The organism is Ekhidna lutea (genome assembly GCF_900188325.1).
Taxonomy (GTDB): Bacteria; Bacteroidota; Bacteroidia; order Cytophagales; family Cyclobacteriaceae; genus Ekhidna; species Ekhidna lutea.
This window is the reverse complement of the sequence record NZ_FZPD01000004.1, coordinates 321,745-339,002: the sequence shown is the minus strand read 5'-3', so window position 1 is coordinate 339,002 and position 17,258 is coordinate 321,745. Positions and strand designations below refer to the sequence as shown.

12 protein-coding genes and 1 riboswitch are annotated in these 17,258 nt (G+C 39.5%); of the genes, 3 read left to right on the top strand and 9 right to left on the bottom strand.

Annotation, left to right across the window (positions count from 1 at the left end):
• Nucleotides 1-2: 2 nt before the first annotated feature.
• The 6 genes from CHB71_RS12580 to CHB71_RS12555 form a co-directional block, all read right to left on the bottom strand.
• Nucleotides 3-1,556: a 4Fe-4S binding protein gene (locus tag CHB71_RS12580; RefSeq protein ID WP_089357276.1), complete on the bottom strand. Its 1,554-nt coding sequence runs from the start codon at nt 1,554-1,556 to the stop codon at nt 3-5.
• 18 nt (nt 1,557-1,574) lie between these two features.
• Entirely contained in the window at nt 1,575-2,027 is a 453-nt protein-coding gene (locus CHB71_RS12575; RefSeq protein WP_317043983.1) for a GxxExxY protein, read from the bottom strand.
• A 25-nt stretch (nt 2,028-2,052) separates the two neighbouring features.
• Nucleotides 2,053-3,384, bottom strand: a complete 1,332-nt coding sequence (locus CHB71_RS12570) for an NAD(P)/FAD-dependent oxidoreductase (RefSeq protein ID WP_089357275.1) — start codon at nt 3,382-3,384, stop codon at nt 2,053-2,055.
• 348 nt (nt 3,385-3,732) lie between these two features.
• Nucleotides 3,733-4,470 carry an ABC transporter ATP-binding protein gene (locus CHB71_RS12565; RefSeq protein WP_089357274.1) on the bottom strand — a complete coding sequence of 246 codons (738 nt, stop codon included), beginning with the start codon at nt 4,468-4,470 and terminating at the stop codon, nt 3,733-3,735.
• Nucleotides 4,470-5,525 carry an iron ABC transporter permease gene (locus tag CHB71_RS12560; RefSeq protein ID WP_089357273.1) on the bottom strand — a complete coding sequence of 352 codons (1,056 nt, stop codon included), beginning with the start codon at nt 5,523-5,525 and terminating at the stop codon, nt 4,470-4,472. The genes CHB71_RS12565 and CHB71_RS12560 overlap by 1 nt, the downstream gene beginning before the upstream one ends.
• A gap of 7 nt (nt 5,526-5,532) precedes the next feature.
• Nucleotides 5,533-6,603 (bottom strand): ABC transporter substrate-binding protein, encoded by a 1,071-nt coding sequence (locus CHB71_RS12555; RefSeq protein ID WP_089357272.1) that lies wholly within the window; start codon nt 6,601-6,603, stop codon nt 5,533-5,535.
• A 34-nt stretch (nt 6,604-6,637) separates the two neighbouring features.
• Nucleotides 6,638-6,854, top strand: a riboswitch (cobalamin riboswitch).
• 71 nt (nt 6,855-6,925) lie between these two features.
• Between CHB71_RS12555 and CHB71_RS12550 the strand changes: the two genes are divergently transcribed.
• On the top strand, nt 6,926-8,770 hold the full coding sequence (locus CHB71_RS12550) for a TonB-dependent receptor plug domain-containing protein (protein WP_144017415.1): 1,845 nt from the start codon (nt 6,926-6,928) through the stop codon (nt 8,768-8,770).
• Here the strand turns inward: CHB71_RS12550 and meaB are convergent.
• Complete coding sequence (gene meaB, locus CHB71_RS12545) at nt 8,763-9,752, bottom strand: methylmalonyl Co-A mutase-associated GTPase MeaB (protein WP_089357271.1); 990 nt, start codon at nt 9,750-9,752, stop codon at nt 8,763-8,765. The two genes, CHB71_RS12550 and meaB, sit on opposite strands and share 8 nt — an antisense overlap.
• Before the next feature lie 138 nt (nt 9,753-9,890).
• On the opposite strand from meaB, the gene CHB71_RS12540 reads away from it, so the two are divergent.
• Both CHB71_RS12540 and CHB71_RS12535 read left to right on the top strand, forming a co-directional pair.
• Nucleotides 9,891-11,138, top strand: coding sequence for a CHASE2 domain-containing protein (locus tag CHB71_RS12540; protein ID WP_089357270.1), 1,248 nt, complete (start codon nt 9,891-9,893; stop codon nt 11,136-11,138).
• 34 nt (nt 11,139-11,172) lie between these two features.
• Complete coding sequence (locus CHB71_RS12535) at nt 11,173-12,108, top strand: hypothetical protein (protein ID WP_089357269.1); 936 nt, start codon at nt 11,173-11,175, stop codon at nt 12,106-12,108.
• A 68-nt stretch (nt 12,109-12,176) separates the two neighbouring features.
• On the opposite strand, the gene CHB71_RS12530 is transcribed toward CHB71_RS12535, so the two are convergent.
• Complete coding sequence (locus CHB71_RS12530) at nt 12,177-12,932, bottom strand: ferritin-like domain-containing protein (protein WP_089357268.1); 756 nt, start codon at nt 12,930-12,932, stop codon at nt 12,177-12,179.
• A gap of 114 nt (nt 12,933-13,046) precedes the next feature.
• Nucleotides 13,047-17,246 (bottom strand): CHAT domain-containing protein, encoded by a 4,200-nt coding sequence (locus CHB71_RS12525; RefSeq protein WP_089357267.1) that lies wholly within the window; start codon nt 17,244-17,246, stop codon nt 13,047-13,049.
• Nucleotides 17,247-17,258 lie beyond the last annotated feature (12 nt).

Here is a 17,258-nt window from a genome sequence, read left to right as displayed (position 1 = left end):
AATTATTTACTTACGGTAAAACTATCGTTACCAAGTAAAATTGGTTGATTGAATCGCCCATCTTCGTCTCTATTTTCGAGGTTAAGGACGCCTCGCGGACAAACGGAGGAGCAAACTCCACAGCCCACACATGAAGAGCGAATGATATTTTGGCCTCTTTGCGCATACCATCTTACATCTATCCCCATTTCGCAATAGGTCGAGCAGTTTCCACAGGAAATGCACTGACCACCATTGGTGGTAATTCTAAATTTTGATTTGAACCGCTGCACCAACCCTAAGTATGCGGCAAGTGGACAACCAAAACGGCACCAGACACGATTGCCCATCAAGGGATAAAAACCTGTTCCTACCACTCCTGAGAAAATAGATCCAATGGCAAACCCATACGGCTTTCTCAAATACGTGTAGGTATCTAATCCCATGATTGTATTGCTACCGGTAATAAATGTGTAGAGTACCCCGATGGTCATAATTACTGCAAATACAAGGACACCATGAACCAGGTATCTTTCTATTTGCCATGCTTTTAAAGATTTATCTGATAGCTGTCTAAAAGGGTCACCTGCTGTCTCCGCTAGTCCGCCACATCCGCAGACCCAACTACAATACCACCGCTTCCCGAAAAAATAGACAAATAAGGGAACGCCGACTACAAAAAGTGTGATACCCCAGGCGAACATAAAAATGCCTACACCACCTGACGAAGTAAGCGTATTAATATGCCATGCATCGAAGAAGTCATAGTCAAGTGGCCACATGTTTTTGAAATCGAAGTAGGGCTGATTTAAGCGCACTAGAATTTCAGGGATCAGGAATGCAAATGCCAACTGAAAAAACATCACGGAGATGGTTCGAAAAATCTGGTATTTGCTGTGGCGGTATTTAATGAGCATCCGAACGCCCATCACAAGCACAGCGAACGTGTAAAGGAAGCCATACAGAAACCATTGACTTGAAGTGGCGGATGGGTTTATGAGTTTTTGTAATGGATCAACAATAATGATCCAGTTGGTGATGTACGCAGGAAAGAAGTAAAGAAGGATATAAAAGCCAATAAGCAAAGCGCCAGTTAGTATTCCCATCCAACCCTTATTGTTGAGCGCATGATGAAAGATATGGTTGTTCTTAATTCCCGGAGGCCCATTTAATTTCACTTGAGGTAGTATGAACATTAAAGAACCAATCGCTCCAACAACATAGATGAGAATAAAAAACAAAAGCTTGTTTTCAGGAACAAACCCCTCAGCAGAAGCTCTTGCCAATGATCCTGCATAGTCATCATAAATAACTTTATCCCATTCCTGATTAGTTTTTGCCTGCGCGTTTACTTCCTCCACCGCACGATTGATTTCCTTTACAAAGGGAATGCTGGTTGAATATTGGTTCCCAAACGTTTCAGAAAGTACAGGCTTCAGTGTTTCCTGATGCTCACTTTTAACAATAGAGTTAAAAGTTTCCTCCGTCAGCGTAAGTGTCGACATAAAAAAACTACTCAGGAACAATCCCAATGAAAAGAGAAATAGAATAAGTCCTGTAAATCTGATTGCTTTCATAATCTTCTTTTTTACCTGCTACTTAACCACAGAGGAATCGGAGTTAATACGCTGAGAAATCGGAGGAGAATAGTATTTATTGATTAGTCTTCGCAATCCATCCTTAATTCGGAATGAATTGAAATTTATCAAAAGACCAATTTTATTATTTGAGAGCTTGAGGTAAGTAAGTACCTGTGCTACATGAACATTTGTAAGAGCTTCAACTGATTTCAATTCTACAATAATCACCTTATTCTCAACTAAAAGGTCTACGCGATAGCCGCACTCCATTTTAACGTCCTTGTAGACTAGTGGTAATGGTTTCTCTTTTTCAACATTGAGTCCTTCTAATTGAAGTTCATGGAATAAACACTCTTGATATGCAGATTCAAGTAGTCCAGGACCAAGTTCAGTATGCACAGCAATCGCACAGCCAATTACTTTCTCTGTGATCTCGTTTATGCTCAACTCTCTGTTTTCTCTGTTCATATCTCAGTTCTCTCTGTGGTTAAACTCACCCTAAAATCTTTTCCAATAAACCTTTCCTCCTCACTCCAACCTTTTTATCCGGGAACTCCTCATTGAATTTCTCCTGAATCTCACCTTCCCAATGTTTGAAAAATTCGGGATCAAAGTTTGCTTCCGGCAGGTTGGCAATGATGTAATCAAGCGTTCGCTTTTCCCTCAGCCATTTATCCCAAACCTCATGTCTGTTTCGAATACCGAATATGTTTACACCCTGAACCTCGAGAGAGTCTTTTTTGTAAATGATTTTGATACACTTTTCAGCATCTTGGCTTTCCCAATAAAAAGCACTCGAATCTTCCGGACATTGGGGTAAAACGATTCCGTAGTTTTGATATTCAATGTCAAAGAATTTGGCAGAGTTGAACCATATTCCTGGTTGGTATTTTGTCTTTTTTCCTGCCAGGGTTAGCGCAACAGTCTCACCCATCATTCGTCCGGCATACCATACGGCCTCAATCGCTCTACGATGGGGCATGGGTTCTTTCATTTGAACACAATCACCGGCTGCATATACATCCGGAATATTTGTTTGCAGATACTCATCAACCAAAATACCCCTGTCCGTTTCAATTTTCGATTCTTTAACCAGATCAATATTTGGATGTACGCCCACGGTCAGTCCCACGAACTGACAATCTATTGTTTCACCTGATTTCGTTTTTATACCCTTGACCTTTCCACTACCATCATCAAGTATTTCTTCAAGTTCTGTCTCCTGTCTTAGATCAATCCCATGTTTGGAGAGATGCTTATCTATCAATATTGCTTCTTCCTGCGGAAGCATATTATCCCAAAAGTGTTTTTCTCTAATTAGAAAAGTTACGGGGATACCTCGTGAATGAAGCATTTCGGCCATCTCTACTCCGATAAGGCCACCACCAATAATCACGGCATTATTTATTCCCTGAGTGTTTTCCTCCATTAACTCAAGGTCCTGGTATGAATAAAGACCCTGCACGCCCTTTAAGTCCTGCCCCGGCCATCCAAACATGTTGGACTTACTTCCTGTTGCAAGGAGCAGCTTATCATATTCTATGTGATCGCTATTCTGCAGATGCAGTTGTTTCTTCTCAAAATCAATGAATTCAACCCAGGCGCGCTTTAGATTTATTCGATTTTTTTTCCAAAACCAATCTTCATAAGGCTTTGTGTTCTCGTATTTCATGTGGCCCATGTATATGTACATAAGGGCTGTTCGGGAAAAGAAATGATCCGTTTCTCCGGAGATGACAGTGATTTCGTCATCCGAATGTTTTCGGATATGACGAGCTGCTGTGATGCCTGCTATTCCATTTCCAATGATGACAATTCTTTGCATTGATTGAGTTTATCAGGTCAATAATACGCGTTTGGTTTTCTGATAGCTTTGAAGTTACACAGAACAGGCAAGGATTGTCAAGTCATTGACATACTGGATTAAATCAGGAAGAGGTTAAAATAAGTCCAGAATGGTTATATGCATACTTTTTTTCAAGACATGATGTTTTGTCTTATAATAGACAAAAAAAATATTAAACCTTCTCAATCTTATTTCTGTTAAATACGTACCAATTAATGGTGATTAGGTGAAATGGATGGGTTGACGTGCAAAGGCACGTTTCTATTCGGTTAGGTTAGGTTACGATTATCCCATCCATATATGGGGATCCTCCCGGATCCCCTTTTTTTATCCTAATGATTCCTTCGGGACATGCAAATAATTCTGCAGTTCACCTGATACAATAAGCTTCTTTGGTTCTCCGACCAATATCTCCTTCCCAAAATCCATGCACCAAAACTGATTACATACTTGTGCTGAAAGTTGTATTTCGTGAGTAGATATAAGAACACCCTTTCCTGATTCTGATATTTTTTTAAGAAGATTTAATACTTCGATTTTGTTTCTCAGGTCTAGGTGGGAGGTGGGTTCGTCCAAAATGATCAAATCTGTGTCCTGAGCTAACGCTCTGGCGATCATTACTTTTTGTAATTGCCCATCACTAAGCTCAAACAGCCGTTTTTGTGCCAGGTAATTGATTTCCATTTGTGTGATGGCATCCTCGATTTTTTCTTTGTCTTCCTTTTTCAAACTACCAAGCCAACCAGAGTATGGGTGCCGCCCAAGAGCGATCAGCTCCAACACGGATAAATTGAGTGAGTCAGGTTTTCCTGTCAGTACTACGCTTATTTTCTTAGCAATAGATTTTGGTGTGAGGTCTCGGATGGGTTCACCGGAAAGCTGGATATGACCTTTCATGGATGGCTGTAGGCCACAAATCGTACGAATCAGCGTGGATTTCCCAACTCCATTTTGGCCAACAAGACCCACCAATTCATTTTTATTTAGCGACAGGTTTATACCTGCTGCCAACACCTTATCTGCCGCATACCCAATGGTTAAGTTTTCGACTTTGAGCAGTTCCATCAGAATCGATAGTTAAGGTTGGACTTTCTTACAATTAGCCAGATAACAAAAGGCGCTCCGAAGAGTGAGGTGACGGCATTAATAGGGAGTGTTTCATCCATTCCCGGAAGTTGAGCTATAATATCAAACACAAGTAATAGCGTGCCTCCTAGAAAGATGACCAATGGAGTTAGCAAAAGGTGATTTCCTGTGTTAAATAGCATCCTTGCAATGTGTGGTACGGCTAAGCCAATAAAAGCAATGGGTCCACAAAAAGCAGTGATGGTTCCTGCCAATAAGCTGGTGTTGATAATAATTAGCATTCGTGCCTTCTTGAGGTTTAATCCGAGTGATTCAGCGTAATTCTCACCCAGAAGCAAGGCATTTAATGGCTTGGACAATAGAAATGAGGTGGCTAGAGAAATTAAAATAACAGGTAGCATGACGTTCAATTCAGACCAGGATAAACTGCCCAGACTGCCAAACGTCCAGATGACATATGCCTGAATATTTTCTGCCTGGCTGAAGTATTGTAGGATGCTAACCAGCGCACTGACAGCTGAACCAAACATCAGCCCTATAATAAGGAGCGAGACACCTGACCTGATTCTAAAGGAAGCAACAAGGACAACAGACAGCACTACGAATGACCCTAACCCCGAAGCACCTACCAATAGCCAGCTTCTACCCATTCCGGTCATTTCAAGAAATCCACCAAGCCATACCCCCAAAAAGATCACCAGAGCAACACCTAGCCCTGCACCTGAGCTTATGCCTAAAATGAAAGGGCCTGCCAATGGGTTTCTGAAAAGTGTTTGCATCTGCAAACCGCTAATGGCGAGTGCGCTACCTGCTAATAGAGACGTTATGGCCTTTGGTATTCTAAAATTCTGAATAATGTTTGCCCAAACCTGATTGTCTGATTCACCAATAAAAAAGCTGAAAATAAAGCGAAATGGGATGTTAACAGACCCAAGTGATATACTTAGAATAAATGACAGAATAACGGACACAGCAAGCAATCCGAAAACGATTCGCCATTTTTTCTTTGATTCATCCAGGTGATTCTCGATCATCAGCTATTCAATTCAACTGTTGAAAATAAACAGTCTCATACTTTGGTAGAAGTTCGGGATGCAAAACTTTAATCAGATCCGAAAGCACCAAATCAGGTCTGGAATAGCCTGATTCAAAAAAATCATATCCTCCATTAGGCCCGATTTTCTTGCTGTAGTTATATACCTTTTGATCTTTAAATGCTTCAAATTCAGCATATCGATCATCTTGTCCTTTCATCTCATCCATGCTATTGAGTGTGGAAGTACCAATCCAATAGTCTGCATTGTGTCCTTTTTCATAAACAGCTTCAAAGCTCAACTCCATCCAGCCTGTTGTAGTGTCTGTATCCCATAAGTATTCACCTCCTGCGTTATTGAAAAAAGTAGCGGCCCAATTATTACCCCCGGGTAAGAACCAGGTATCTCCATATACAACTCCACTTAAAATGGAGGGCTTATTTTCAGTTTTACTTGCTAATTCTTTCAGTCTCAGGTATTCATTTTCAATGGCAGAGAAAATGGAATCAGCTTCGTGTTGCTTGTTTAACAGGGCTCCAAAAAACTTAATCCATTCTGCCCTTCCAAGTGGAGATTGCTCAAGAAAATCAGAATTGTAATAGACTGGAATTCCAGCTTCTTTGATTTTATCCAGTGTCTGAGACTCTCCCCCCATGTCAAAAGCGATGACCGCATCAGGGTTGATTCCAAGGAGTAGTTCCATATTCATGCTTCCATCAGGTCCCAAGTCCGTGATCAATCCTTCATTCGCTCTATCAATGAATGCTTTCGAGCTGATATAATTAATGTTTGGGAAGCCAACAACCAGGTCTTCTTCGCCAAGCATTTCAAAAAAAGGAAGATGTGAGGTGGATGTACAAACAATCCTGTTGGGCACATTTTCTAAGGAATATTTAATGGGTTTGGGAGCTTTAGGCCAAGGTTCATCAATCACTAGGAATGAGCCTTCCTCGTTTTTCTCTATATGAAATCCTTTTGCATATTTTATGTCATTGGTCGAGAAAACCGAAGATTTTTCGTTTTTGGGTGCTGAACAACCCCAAATCAATATGATTATTCCGAAAATGAATCTATTCATACCTCAAAAGTAGCGTATGAAACTTGTTGTTGCTTAAGTTTGCATTGACAATGGTTTCAATTCCATCAACAGATGGAGGAGAATTAAAATGGGAATCTCGTGATCTGAAACTTGAAAATCGAGAGCTGTCCCCGCAACTGTAAGTCTAACTGTGTTTTGGCCACATCTTTATCCACTGTTCGCCAGCTGGCGGATGGGAAGGAAGCCAAAATTAGACAAGCCAGGAGACCTGCCATTTTACTTTTTTAATTCTAAGCTTCGGGTGAAAGCAGAGGAAGGGGTTAACTCCATTCTTTCTACGAGGCTCATAGCAAAAACAACTATGAGAAAACTACAATTATTAATTATTGCATTTGCATGTATGGGATGGACTGTCGAGGCACAGGACTCCCTTAAAACCGTCCAATTGGATGAAGTGGTGATAACAGGCACCAAGTCAGAAATACCTGTTGAAAAATCAGGTAAATCTATTTTTAAAATTACGCGAAAAGACATTGAGCAAATGGGTGCTAACACAATAGCAGATGTCTTAAATCAAGTGCCGGGTGTTCAAATGGATGGTAATTATGGCACTCCAGGAACCAATATTGGTTATTTCATCCGAGGTGCTTCAAGCAAGCGTACGCTGGTTTTGATTGACGGTGTGCCATTTAACGATCCTTCAGGTATCGATCAGACATATGATTTAAGGCTATTAAATCTTGATCAGGTAGAATCCATTGAGGTTTTAAAAGGAGGAGCAAGTACGCTCTATGGAACTGGTGCAGCAGCTGGTGTTATTAATATTCAGCTTAAGGAGCCTGAAAACCAAGCGATTGGAGGGCAAGCTAATGTTGAGTATGGAAGCTTTAATACTTTTAATGGCAACCTTGGTATATCAGGCTCTCAAGAAAAAATAGCTTACCTAATCAATGGCGGATACAAAAAATCCGATGGTTTTTCTGCTGCAAAAGATGAGTCAGGGTCTAATGATTTTGATGATGATTCATTTGAAGGGTATAATGTGCTTGGTAAGGTAGACTATTCTTTTAGCAATGAATTCAGTTTAGGATTTACTGGGTCATACGATGAATTTAAAAATGACTTTGATGCTGGGGCATTTTCGGATTCAGAGACAAACTTTTCAGAATATTCACAAATCCGTGCAGGTATCCGACCATCTTACAGGTGGAGTGGTGGTTCAGTAAAAGGAAATGCATTCATTAGTAAGCTGGATCGGATGTTTGAGTCTTTTGGATCTTTAACAGAATATGATGGGAGAAATCACCAGGTTGATATACTGATTAATCAAAATCTAAGTGATCAATTTAAGTTGATTGGTGGGGCCAACTATCAGCGTTTAGAATATGAACAACCTGACTTTGACAATAAGAGCTTCAAAATGGTTGATCCATACCTGACTTTTGTTTTTGACAATAGTGACTTTAACCTTCAGATAGGTGGTCGATTAAATATGCACAGCGACTATGGTTCTAACTTCGTTTATAACATCAATCCTTCATATTTTATTGACAAGGATAAGCTAGATGTTAAAGTGTATGGATCCTATGCTACCGGGTATATTACACCAAGTTTATTCCAGCTATTTGGACCATTCGGTTCCAATCCTGATTTGGAGCCAGAGGAATCCGAGACAGCAGAGATTGGAGTTGCAACCTACTTAAGCAAAGTCAATTTTGATTTGGTTTACTTCTACAGGAATGATGAAAGTCTGATCATTTATACAGATCAGTATGAAAACTCTAATGAACAAATAGAAACGGACGGAATTGAGATGACCTCTTCATTCAATATTAGTAAAGAGTTGACCCTTGCAGCCAATTATACCTACACTAGAAGGCTAAATGAGGAGGTTATGTACAGAATTCCGACCCATAAATATGGAGCAAGCTTGGCATATGTACTTTCAAATGGTCTCGTCGCTTCAATGGATTACCTTCACACCGGTGAGCGTCCATTGAGATATTTTGATAACAGTTCATTTGAAACCGTGAATGTAAATGGAGAAGCCTTCGATTTATTCGATTTCAAGATTTCGTATAAATGGAATGATTTCACCCTTTCAGGAAGCGTAAGAAATATTTTTGATGCTGATTATGAGGCAATAGCCGGATTCAATAGTGTTGGTAGAAATTACTCAGCAGGTTTAAGATATTCATTTAACTAAATAGTTCATCGACTGCTTTTCGTACTGATATTTTTTGGGAGGAGATCAGCTCCTCCCTTTTTTTTATCTCTTCTTTGATATTCGGCTTTGAATAGAAATCTTCTTCCAGTCTTGCGCGAACCCGTTCATGAAACCATTTTATGGCTTGCCGTCTTCTATTTTCATTAAACCAGCCATTCATTTGGGTGTGCTGAGCGTAATTATCAATTTCATTCCAAGCGTCATCTATTCCGGTCTTTTCTATAGCTGAGCACAATCCGACAGGCACAGTCCATTCAGCATCATTGGGTGGGAATAAATGAACTGCATTTTTGTAATCTTCTCTGGCTTTTTTTGCGGCCTTCAGATTATCCTTATCCGCCTTATTGATAAGGATATGATCAGCCATCTCCATAATTCCACGCTTGATTCCTTGTAATTCATCACCTCCACCAGCCAGCATCAATAGCAGGAAATAGTCCACCATGTCTTTTACGACCGTCTCGCTTTGACCTACGCCCACCGTCTCGATTATAACCACATCGTATCCGGCAGCCTCACATAGCAGGATGGATTCACGTGTATTTGATGCTACACCCCCCAGTGTAGCTCCGGACGCTGAAGGCCTTATATATGCATTGGGATCTCTGGAAAGCTCATCCATTCGGGTCTTATCACCCAGAATACTTCCTTTTGTTCTATTGCTACTTGGATCAATGGACAAAACAGCCACCTTTTTGCCTTTGCTTGTCAGCATTTTCCCGAAAGCTTCAATGAAAGTACTCTTTCCGACCCCTGGCACTCCAGTGATTCCAATGCGAAAACTTTCTTTTTCATGTTGGATTACTGCATTTACTAACTCGGCACTTAATTTTTTGTGCTCCGCCTTTTTACTTTCCACGAGTGTAATCGCCTTGCTAAGAAAAGCACGATTCCCGCTCAATAGGCCATCTATTAAGTCTTGTAGATGAATATCAGGTGTTCGCCGAAAAGTTGAATCCATAGGACGATTATGTGGGTTTTTATTGCGTAATTTGAAGAAAAAATTGAACTCTTCTAATAGGGTGATTATGAGTGTTGATGATTAATGTTTTAATTGCATATATAATCGTAAACTAACTAACTCACCAACGAATAGACAATGTTTAGAAGATTCTGGCGGGATGTAATCCTGGGAACAATTTTTATTATATCGTTGATGCTGTTCATAGGATCAGTATCGGCATTTAAGGTCTTTGACATATTTGATCCAATTGGAGATGCTTTTGAGGACATGGAGTTCACAGACATCTACTTTTCCCAATTATTGGACGATCCAATAGCAGACGAAAATGTAGTTTTAGTAAACATCGGATTGGAATCCAGAGCAGGTATAGCAATGATGATTGATTCGATCAGTCAGCATAATCCTGCTGTGATTGGAGTAGATTCTTTCTTTGATTTTCCTAAAGAAGATACACTCGGTGACATGATGTTGATGGATGCGTTGAGTAGAGTTGAAAACCTAATAATGGTTACCAAAGTACTTTACAATCCTGATACAGAGAAATTGGATTCGGTTCATACCTCATGGCCATGGTTCACATTTAATGCTGAGCCTGCTTTTGCAAACCTTATTACAGATGCACAGGTACAGGAAGATTTGAAAATGTGCAGGTCGTTTAATCCGACTCTCACAACAACAGATTCAACAACTCACACGGCATTTGCAGTTAAGTTAGCTTCCTATCTTGCTCCAGAAAAAGCTCAGGCTTTTATTGACAGAGGGAATGAAGAAGAGGTAATAAACTACAGAGGAAACGTAATAGATTTTGGAGCAACTAAATTTGGAAATAAGTACTACGCACTGGATGTAGGGGATGTTTTTGGAAGTAATTACATACCGGAAATAATTGAGGGTAAAGTAGTTATATTCTGTTTCCTTGGAGAAGTTTTAGGTGATCGGGAAAACTTTGAAGATAAGTTTTTCACGCCATTGAACGATGTTTATATAGGTAGAGCATTTCCAGATATGTATGGAGGAGTTATTCACGCGAATATCGTTTCCATGATTTTGAATGAGAATTACATATTCTATTTGAAAGATTGGCAAAAAATAGCCGTAGCTGTTTTGATATTGTTCTTAAACATTATGGCTTTCTCCTGGATATACAAAAAACTACCAAAATGGTATGATGGTATTACGAAAGTTATTCAGTTGATAGAGTTTGTGGGGATTATTTATCTCATGATTTACTTCATGGATATCTTCAGTATGAAATTGGATCTAACCTATTTATTGTTTGCTGTTGCCCTGTCGGGTGACGGATTGGAAGTATTTTACGGAGTAGTGAAAAACTCACTCTCCAAAGAAGGAAGAAAAGAATTATTTAAAGTATCGAGATTATAAATTTTATAAACGCCAAATTATTATTGGAACTATTATGAGAAAGTTTGTTTCTATCGCTATCACTACTATGCTTGTATTTGCGTTTGGTTTTGCAGACGCGCAAGGATATACGTTTAGAGTTTTGGCCAACAAAGGTCAGAACCAAGTTAAAAAAGATGGTGCTACATCCGCTGTGGCACTGAAGACCGGAGCTACTTTGAGCGAAGGGGATGAGTTAATCGCCTCTCAAGGTGCCTACATTGGGTTAATGCACAAGTCCGGTAAAACATTGGAAGTAAGAACACCTGGTACTAAGAAAGTAGAGGATCTTGCTAAGATGGTAAATACCAAGTCTGCAAGTGTATCAAGTAGATATGCTAAGTTCTTGGCAAACAAGATGAATGAAAAGGAGCAGCCAAACTACCGTGCTCGATTGAATGCCACTGGAGCTGTTTCAAGAGCACTTGCTGGAGATGAGCAAATTCAGGTACTTATTCCTGCAGAGGATGCAAGTGTACTTGGAGACAATGCGATCCTTAACTGGGATACTCCGGAAGGCATGGAAGAAAATACTTTCATTGTAACTGTGAAAAACATTTTTGATGAAGAAATCATGAAGTCAGAAGTGAATGGAAATTCTATTGAGCTTGATTTCACGCAAGAGCAAATGCAGAATGAGGAAGGTCTTTGGATCATTAATGTGAAGACAAAAGAAAATGAGGATGTCTCTTCAGGAGATATCGCAATCAAAAGACCTGAAAATCCAGATCAATACACCGAAGGGTTAAATAGCTTAAAAGCTGAGGTTGATGAAGATAGCCCGCTTAACAAAGTAATTTATGCTTCTTACTATGAAGAGAATGGATTGATTGTAGATGCTTTGACAGCTATCGAAGAAGCAATCAAAATGAATCCTGAAGTAGAAGATTTCCAAATCCTGAAAAAGGATATCATTGAAAGAAATGGTATTAAAGTTTACGAGGAGAAGTAAGAGGCTCCTCAATATATAGAAACTAATTTTCGAAACCCTGATCCGTCATATGATGGGTCAGGGTTTTTTTATTTTAAAAGTACTGGCTGAAATGAATTGGCTCTAGTGGATTGAGAGTGACTAAATTTTAACGTGTTAAAGAATTTGTAATACATTTTTCTCATAAACTCCTTCTTAGTGATGCCACCAGCTTTAAGAGCTTTACTATGCCCGAACCAAATGGCATGAATTATTCCAAAAAAGAGTATCCCATACCCGCCAATGCTAAATGCTTTGTTGTAAAAACTTTTCCTTTCAAGGATTTTATATATCCTTTCGTTTTGAAATTTGATATGGTGTGCTTCATCGATCAGAATATCACTGCAGATAGATTTTAATAGAGTGCAGTTAGTGGCGTCATGTAGAGCCTGATAAAAAACTTGCGCTGCACATTCCACAATAATCACTGTGATTGTCCACAATTCCATGCTGGTGTTAAAGTATCTGATCTTGCGAAAAAGCGTATCACCCCAATCTTTCTTTGCCCTTGTTTCCCCGATGAGATCGATGTATTTACCCAAATTCTTACCATGCTTTTGCTCTTCTTTAATAAAGAGTTTTACAATGTCAGGATATGCTGGTTCATTTACTTGTTTGGAGTATCGTCGACATGCGGCAAGTAAATGAGCACCGTCACTTGTCTCACCAAGCTGCCATGCTTTTAGAGAGTAGAGAATTTTCTTTTTTTCTTTGTAAGTAAGAGAGGGCTGAATTTCCCAATCAATACGTTTAATCTTGAGATTTTCCTCGAAGTGATTTTGCCAGAATGAGGAGCTATGGATCATAAGAAGTTTTTCCTCTGAAACGAAGCTTGTGTATTGAGGATATGGTATTTAACACTCTTTAAGAAAAAAAGGACACCCAGTTGGATGTCCTTCAAAATCTATTTCTAGGTTATCCTAATCCAATCCAATCATTACAAAAGGTCCCCAGTATATTGGGTCACGATACTCGTTTCTGATCTCTTTCTTCGCGTCAATAAATGCCTGTCGTTTATTGCCCGTCTCAATCCACTTACGATAAAATTTCACCATAAGCTGCTGAGTGGCTTCATCACTTACTTTAAAGAGTGACATCACAATCGTCCGTGCGCCAGCAACCAGGAAGGCTCTTTGTAAACCAAACACTCCTTCCCCGGCCTGTACTTCACCTAGCCCTGTTTCGCATGCTGAAAGCACCACTAAATCTGTCTTATCCAGGTTTAGGTTCATGGCCTCATAGGCTGTAAGAATACCATTATCAACATTATAATTGAATTGCGTTTGATTCAGTATATCACCGGCTCCCGATAATAATAGACCCGTCTTCAATAGCGGGTTGTCATATGCGGCAGTTTCATTGTATTCCTGGTCAAGGTTGCTTGCTTTTGGTGCTTCTTTAAAGAATCCGTGTGTAGCAACATGAAACACACGCGGGTTGGATATCTCCTTTATGGATGTTTCGCTTGCTTGCATCTCAGTGTACTTTTCTGTACTCCATCCCTTACGGTCAAGGAGCTCATCCAGTTCTTCAATTTCCAGCTTTGTGCCAGGTAGCGGAGTTACCACTTCAGCAGTGGATCTTGTAAGTCCAGAACTGGCCAGTGGTTGTCCAGGCTGTGTTTTGAGGTAAAAGTCAGGATTACCAAACATTAAGGCCTTTTGTTCATCGGCAACCACTTTTGTCTTGATTTTATTCAGGAATAAATCCTTCGTGTTACTAATCAAAAGGATGTTTGAGTTGTCAAGTACATATCTGCCATCAGGGGTAGGAATGGCTTCAAGGTTAATTTGATTATATACTCCATCAGGAGATAAATAGATGGTGGATACAGCCCCAACTTCATCCTGTATTGGTTTCCAGAATTTTTCGTAGGAGTATTTATCCTCAATCTTGAACTTGATACTGTTTCTATAAGTTTTTAAATACCTATTCTCCAACTCATCGCCATTGGCTAGCAGAATCATTTTTGGTTCAGATCTTTTGTCACCTTTTACATAGAGCAAAGCATACATCACAGAATCTGTGAAAACATGATCAAATACTCTAAAGCGGACCATCTCTATGGCCACTTCATTCTCTCCGAGAGAATTTTTCACATCTTCCCATAGTATTTGTCTACTGTCAGCACTTTGTGAGAATAGCTCAGATTTTAAGCTTATGTTTTTCTCCAGAAGTTCGACATCATTTGCAAGAGCGTTAGGATCTATTCCATTCTCAGCAAGGTCTTGCGTACTCATAGATAAAGCGGCGGTTAGGAGTTCTTTATCCTCCACCCACTTGGTGTACATGTTAATAAGCTCTTCGTCATTGCTATTCATTATTCGCTGACGAACCTTAATGGAAGAGTTTAGTAAAAGGGCCTTTGTAAGCAAGGCGTTATTGTAAAGCTCTCCTATGTACCTGGTGTTTCGGTTTCTACTTACAATTAGGGTATTGTAAAACTCATAATCTCCTTTAATCGTGTTCCAGAACTTGGCTTTTTCTCTTTCACTAAGTGCTGGAAAGTACTCTTTAATAAAGTTTTTATAGTTGGCAAGGACCTCTTCCATTTCATCCTGGGAGTCTTTATATCTGGATTGCATGAAATAGGTTTTACTCAGCTTAGATTGAACCTTAACATACTCTGGATGAGTTTCACTAAATACTCGTTGATATTGTTTTTGAGCATCTTCATAGTAGTCCTCGGCTTCAGAATAGTTTCTTTGCTTGTAATAGATATCGCCTTTCAAAACCAGGGCTGTTGCAGCATTGATATTATTTCGTTTACCGATTTTCTTTTTCCATATGTTCTCTGCCTGATTTAGATAAGTAAATGCTAAAGAGTAATTGCCAGAGGCTATGTTGGCAATTGCCATATTTTTCAGAATATCAGCATAGGTTGGGTTATTAGACCCAAGTTTTTTACCAATAATGCCTTCTGCTTCTTGAAATAATGTTTGAATCTGAGTTAGTGGTTTATCCTGGTAGAAATAGACCAAGGCTAGCTTAGAAGTAGATTTTCCAACGTCCACATGCTCAGGGCCAAATTTTTCTTTTTGTATTCTAATGGCATTTTTAAGAAGCGATTCGGCCTTATCATAGTCACCAATCGTTGTGTATACATCCGCAAGCTGAAGCATTGATGGGACTATTTTAGAGGAGTTATCTCCGAAAATAGTGATCGCAATCGTATTTGCTTTTCTGGCTTGATGCTCTGCCTCTGTATAGTCTCCCTTGATTAAATTCAGTCGAGCGTTTAAAACAAGTGTTTGATTTAAGTGACGACTAGTTACACCGAATTGATCTGTTTTATCCTTTAAGGATTCTGTTAACAATTCTGTCGCATCAGAATACCTTCCAATATTTGTGTAAAGACCACCAAGATCATCTCGATAGCTCAGACCAGCTACGTCAGTTGTAAGCGAACCTTGCGCTCTTAAATCTTCAGAGTCGTAGATGTGTTCTTCTGCTTCATCATACTCACCTTTTATGGAAAGTAGTTTAGCTTTTGTGATGAAGGCTGATGCGAGATAGCTTTTAGCATCAGCTGTTTTCTTATCTTCCATGATACGAATAGCATCTTCTAGATTCTTAGTTGCTTTTTCGTACTCTCCAATATTGATCTGCAGCCCAGCGATTTTTTCCAGCTCTTTCCCATACTCAATATCTTGGTTATCATATTTAACCCTGGCAGCTAATAATGCATCATCTAGTATTTCAGAGGCTTTTTCGTAGTTGTCAGTTTCCTCATAGAATTTGGCAAGGTGGTTTAGGATTTCTAAATAATCCACATGGCCTTTTGTGACCTCTGGTTCAACAATACCATGGAAACTTTCGTCATAAATCGCCTTGGCCTCTGTAAACTTATCGGTGAAGTCAACATAATAATTAGCTAGTTTAACCTTAGTCAAATGATATTCTGGCGCTTCCGTGCCAAGAAGGAATTCTTTGATCCTTAAAATTTCTTTATCGTAAGCCTCGGTATTCTTATGTCTTCCTGCAAATAATGCTACTTTTTTGCCTAGCTCTAGTAGTTCAACTCGCTCGCTATGAAATTCAGGAATGGTAGGGCTGGCAAGCATTTTATTTACCTGATCCTCAATCCTTTTAATGTCCTGATCGGCTAAATCAAACGTGAGATCCATTTTATCTTCCGCCAGGTTGAAAATACTGCTTCGATCAAATTCTTTTAGTGATTTTTTAAAATCAGCTTTGGTGATTTTGAGCCTAGCGTTTTGCCCGTTTTGATAATAAGCTCTCATCAAATTGGCCTGCATTGTCATTACAGTATTATGTGACAGCTCATATTTCCGTACCGCCCATATGTAAGCATCTTCATAAAGTTTAGCCTGGGCGTCAATCGCTAGTCCATTCTCCTCCAGGAGCTTGGCATTTAAAAAGGCGTTTTTTGACCATAGCAAATGACTCTTCTTAAGGTTGTCGTCTACCCATTGAAGGTTTGTGATAAATGCGGAATCTGCCGACTGATAATCACCCATGTGTCTAAGTGAATTAGCCTTTACAATCATCATCTCAGCAAATTCTTCTTTTCGTTCTTCTTGCTGGTTTTTACTCCCCTCTTCAGATAGGGCTCTTTTCAAATAGTAGTCTGTTTGATTATCAACTAATTTGATAGCCTGGCGGTAAAATCCTTTACCGGAAAGTACCTGAGCGCGCTGTACATCTAAGTTTGCTTTTATGTCCTCGATCATGGAACCGGATGACTCAAATCCCTGCTCTGCAGTATCTATAAATTCTCCGGCCATTCGATAATTTCCATAGGATATTAAAACCTGCGCGGCTTCCATTAAAATGAATGCGTGTTCGGCACTTTCTGTGCCATTTACACTTTCACTCATAGCAACCGCTTCTTCCAAAGGTTGCATTACACTTACCAGTTCACCTAATCCGACGTTGATTTTAGCTTCCTTAACTAAGCCAATGGCATTGTAAGGGTTATTATAGCCAAGGCTTTTAGTCGCCTTTTTCTTGAGTTTTTCTATTTGCTTTCTGGCTTTTGAGTAGTCTCCTGATTCATATTTCTCCTCTGCTTTGTCAATGTATTTTTGATATTGTGCATTTGTAATGGTGACGCATAGCATCAGCACTACTACCAGGACGGATTGGAAGTATTTCATTTTTTAATTGGA

Coding starts and splice junctions, on each gene's coding strand:
- CHB71_RS12560 (WP_089357273.1), bottom strand. CDS start 5,525: ATGATCGAGAATCACCTGGATGAATCAAAGAAAAAATGGCGAATCGTT.
- CHB71_RS12550 (WP_144017415.1), top strand. CDS start 6,926: ATGAGAAAACTACAATTATTAATTATTGCATTTGCATGTATGGGATGG.
- CHB71_RS12565 (WP_089357274.1), bottom strand. CDS start 4,470: ATGGAACTGCTCAAAGTCGAAAACTTAACCATTGGGTATGCGGCAGAT.
- CHB71_RS12555 (WP_089357272.1), bottom strand. CDS start 6,603: ATGAATAGATTCATTTTCGGAATAATCATATTGATTTGGGGTTGTTCA.
- CHB71_RS12570 (WP_089357275.1), bottom strand. CDS start 3,384: ATGCAAAGAATTGTCATCATTGGAAATGGAATAGCAGGCATCACAGCA.
- CHB71_RS12580 (WP_089357276.1), bottom strand. CDS start 1,556: ATGAAAGCAATCAGATTTACAGGACTTATTCTATTTCTCTTTTCATTG.
- meaB (WP_089357271.1), bottom strand. CDS start 9,752: ATGGATTCAACTTTTCGGCGAACACCTGATATTCATCTACAAGACTTA.
- CHB71_RS12535 (WP_089357269.1), top strand. CDS start 11,173: ATGAGAAAGTTTGTTTCTATCGCTATCACTACTATGCTTGTATTTGCG.
- CHB71_RS12525 (WP_089357267.1), bottom strand. CDS start 17,246: ATGAAATACTTCCAATCCGTCCTGGTAGTAGTGCTGATGCTATGCGTC.
- CHB71_RS12575 (WP_317043983.1), bottom strand. CDS start 2,027: ATGAACAGAGAAAACAGAGAGTTGAGCATAAACGAGATCACAGAGAAA.
- CHB71_RS12540 (WP_089357270.1), top strand. CDS start 9,891: ATGTTTAGAAGATTCTGGCGGGATGTAATCCTGGGAACAATTTTTATT.
- CHB71_RS12530 (WP_089357268.1), bottom strand. CDS start 12,932: ATGATCCATAGCTCCTCATTCTGGCAAAATCACTTCGAGGAAAATCTC.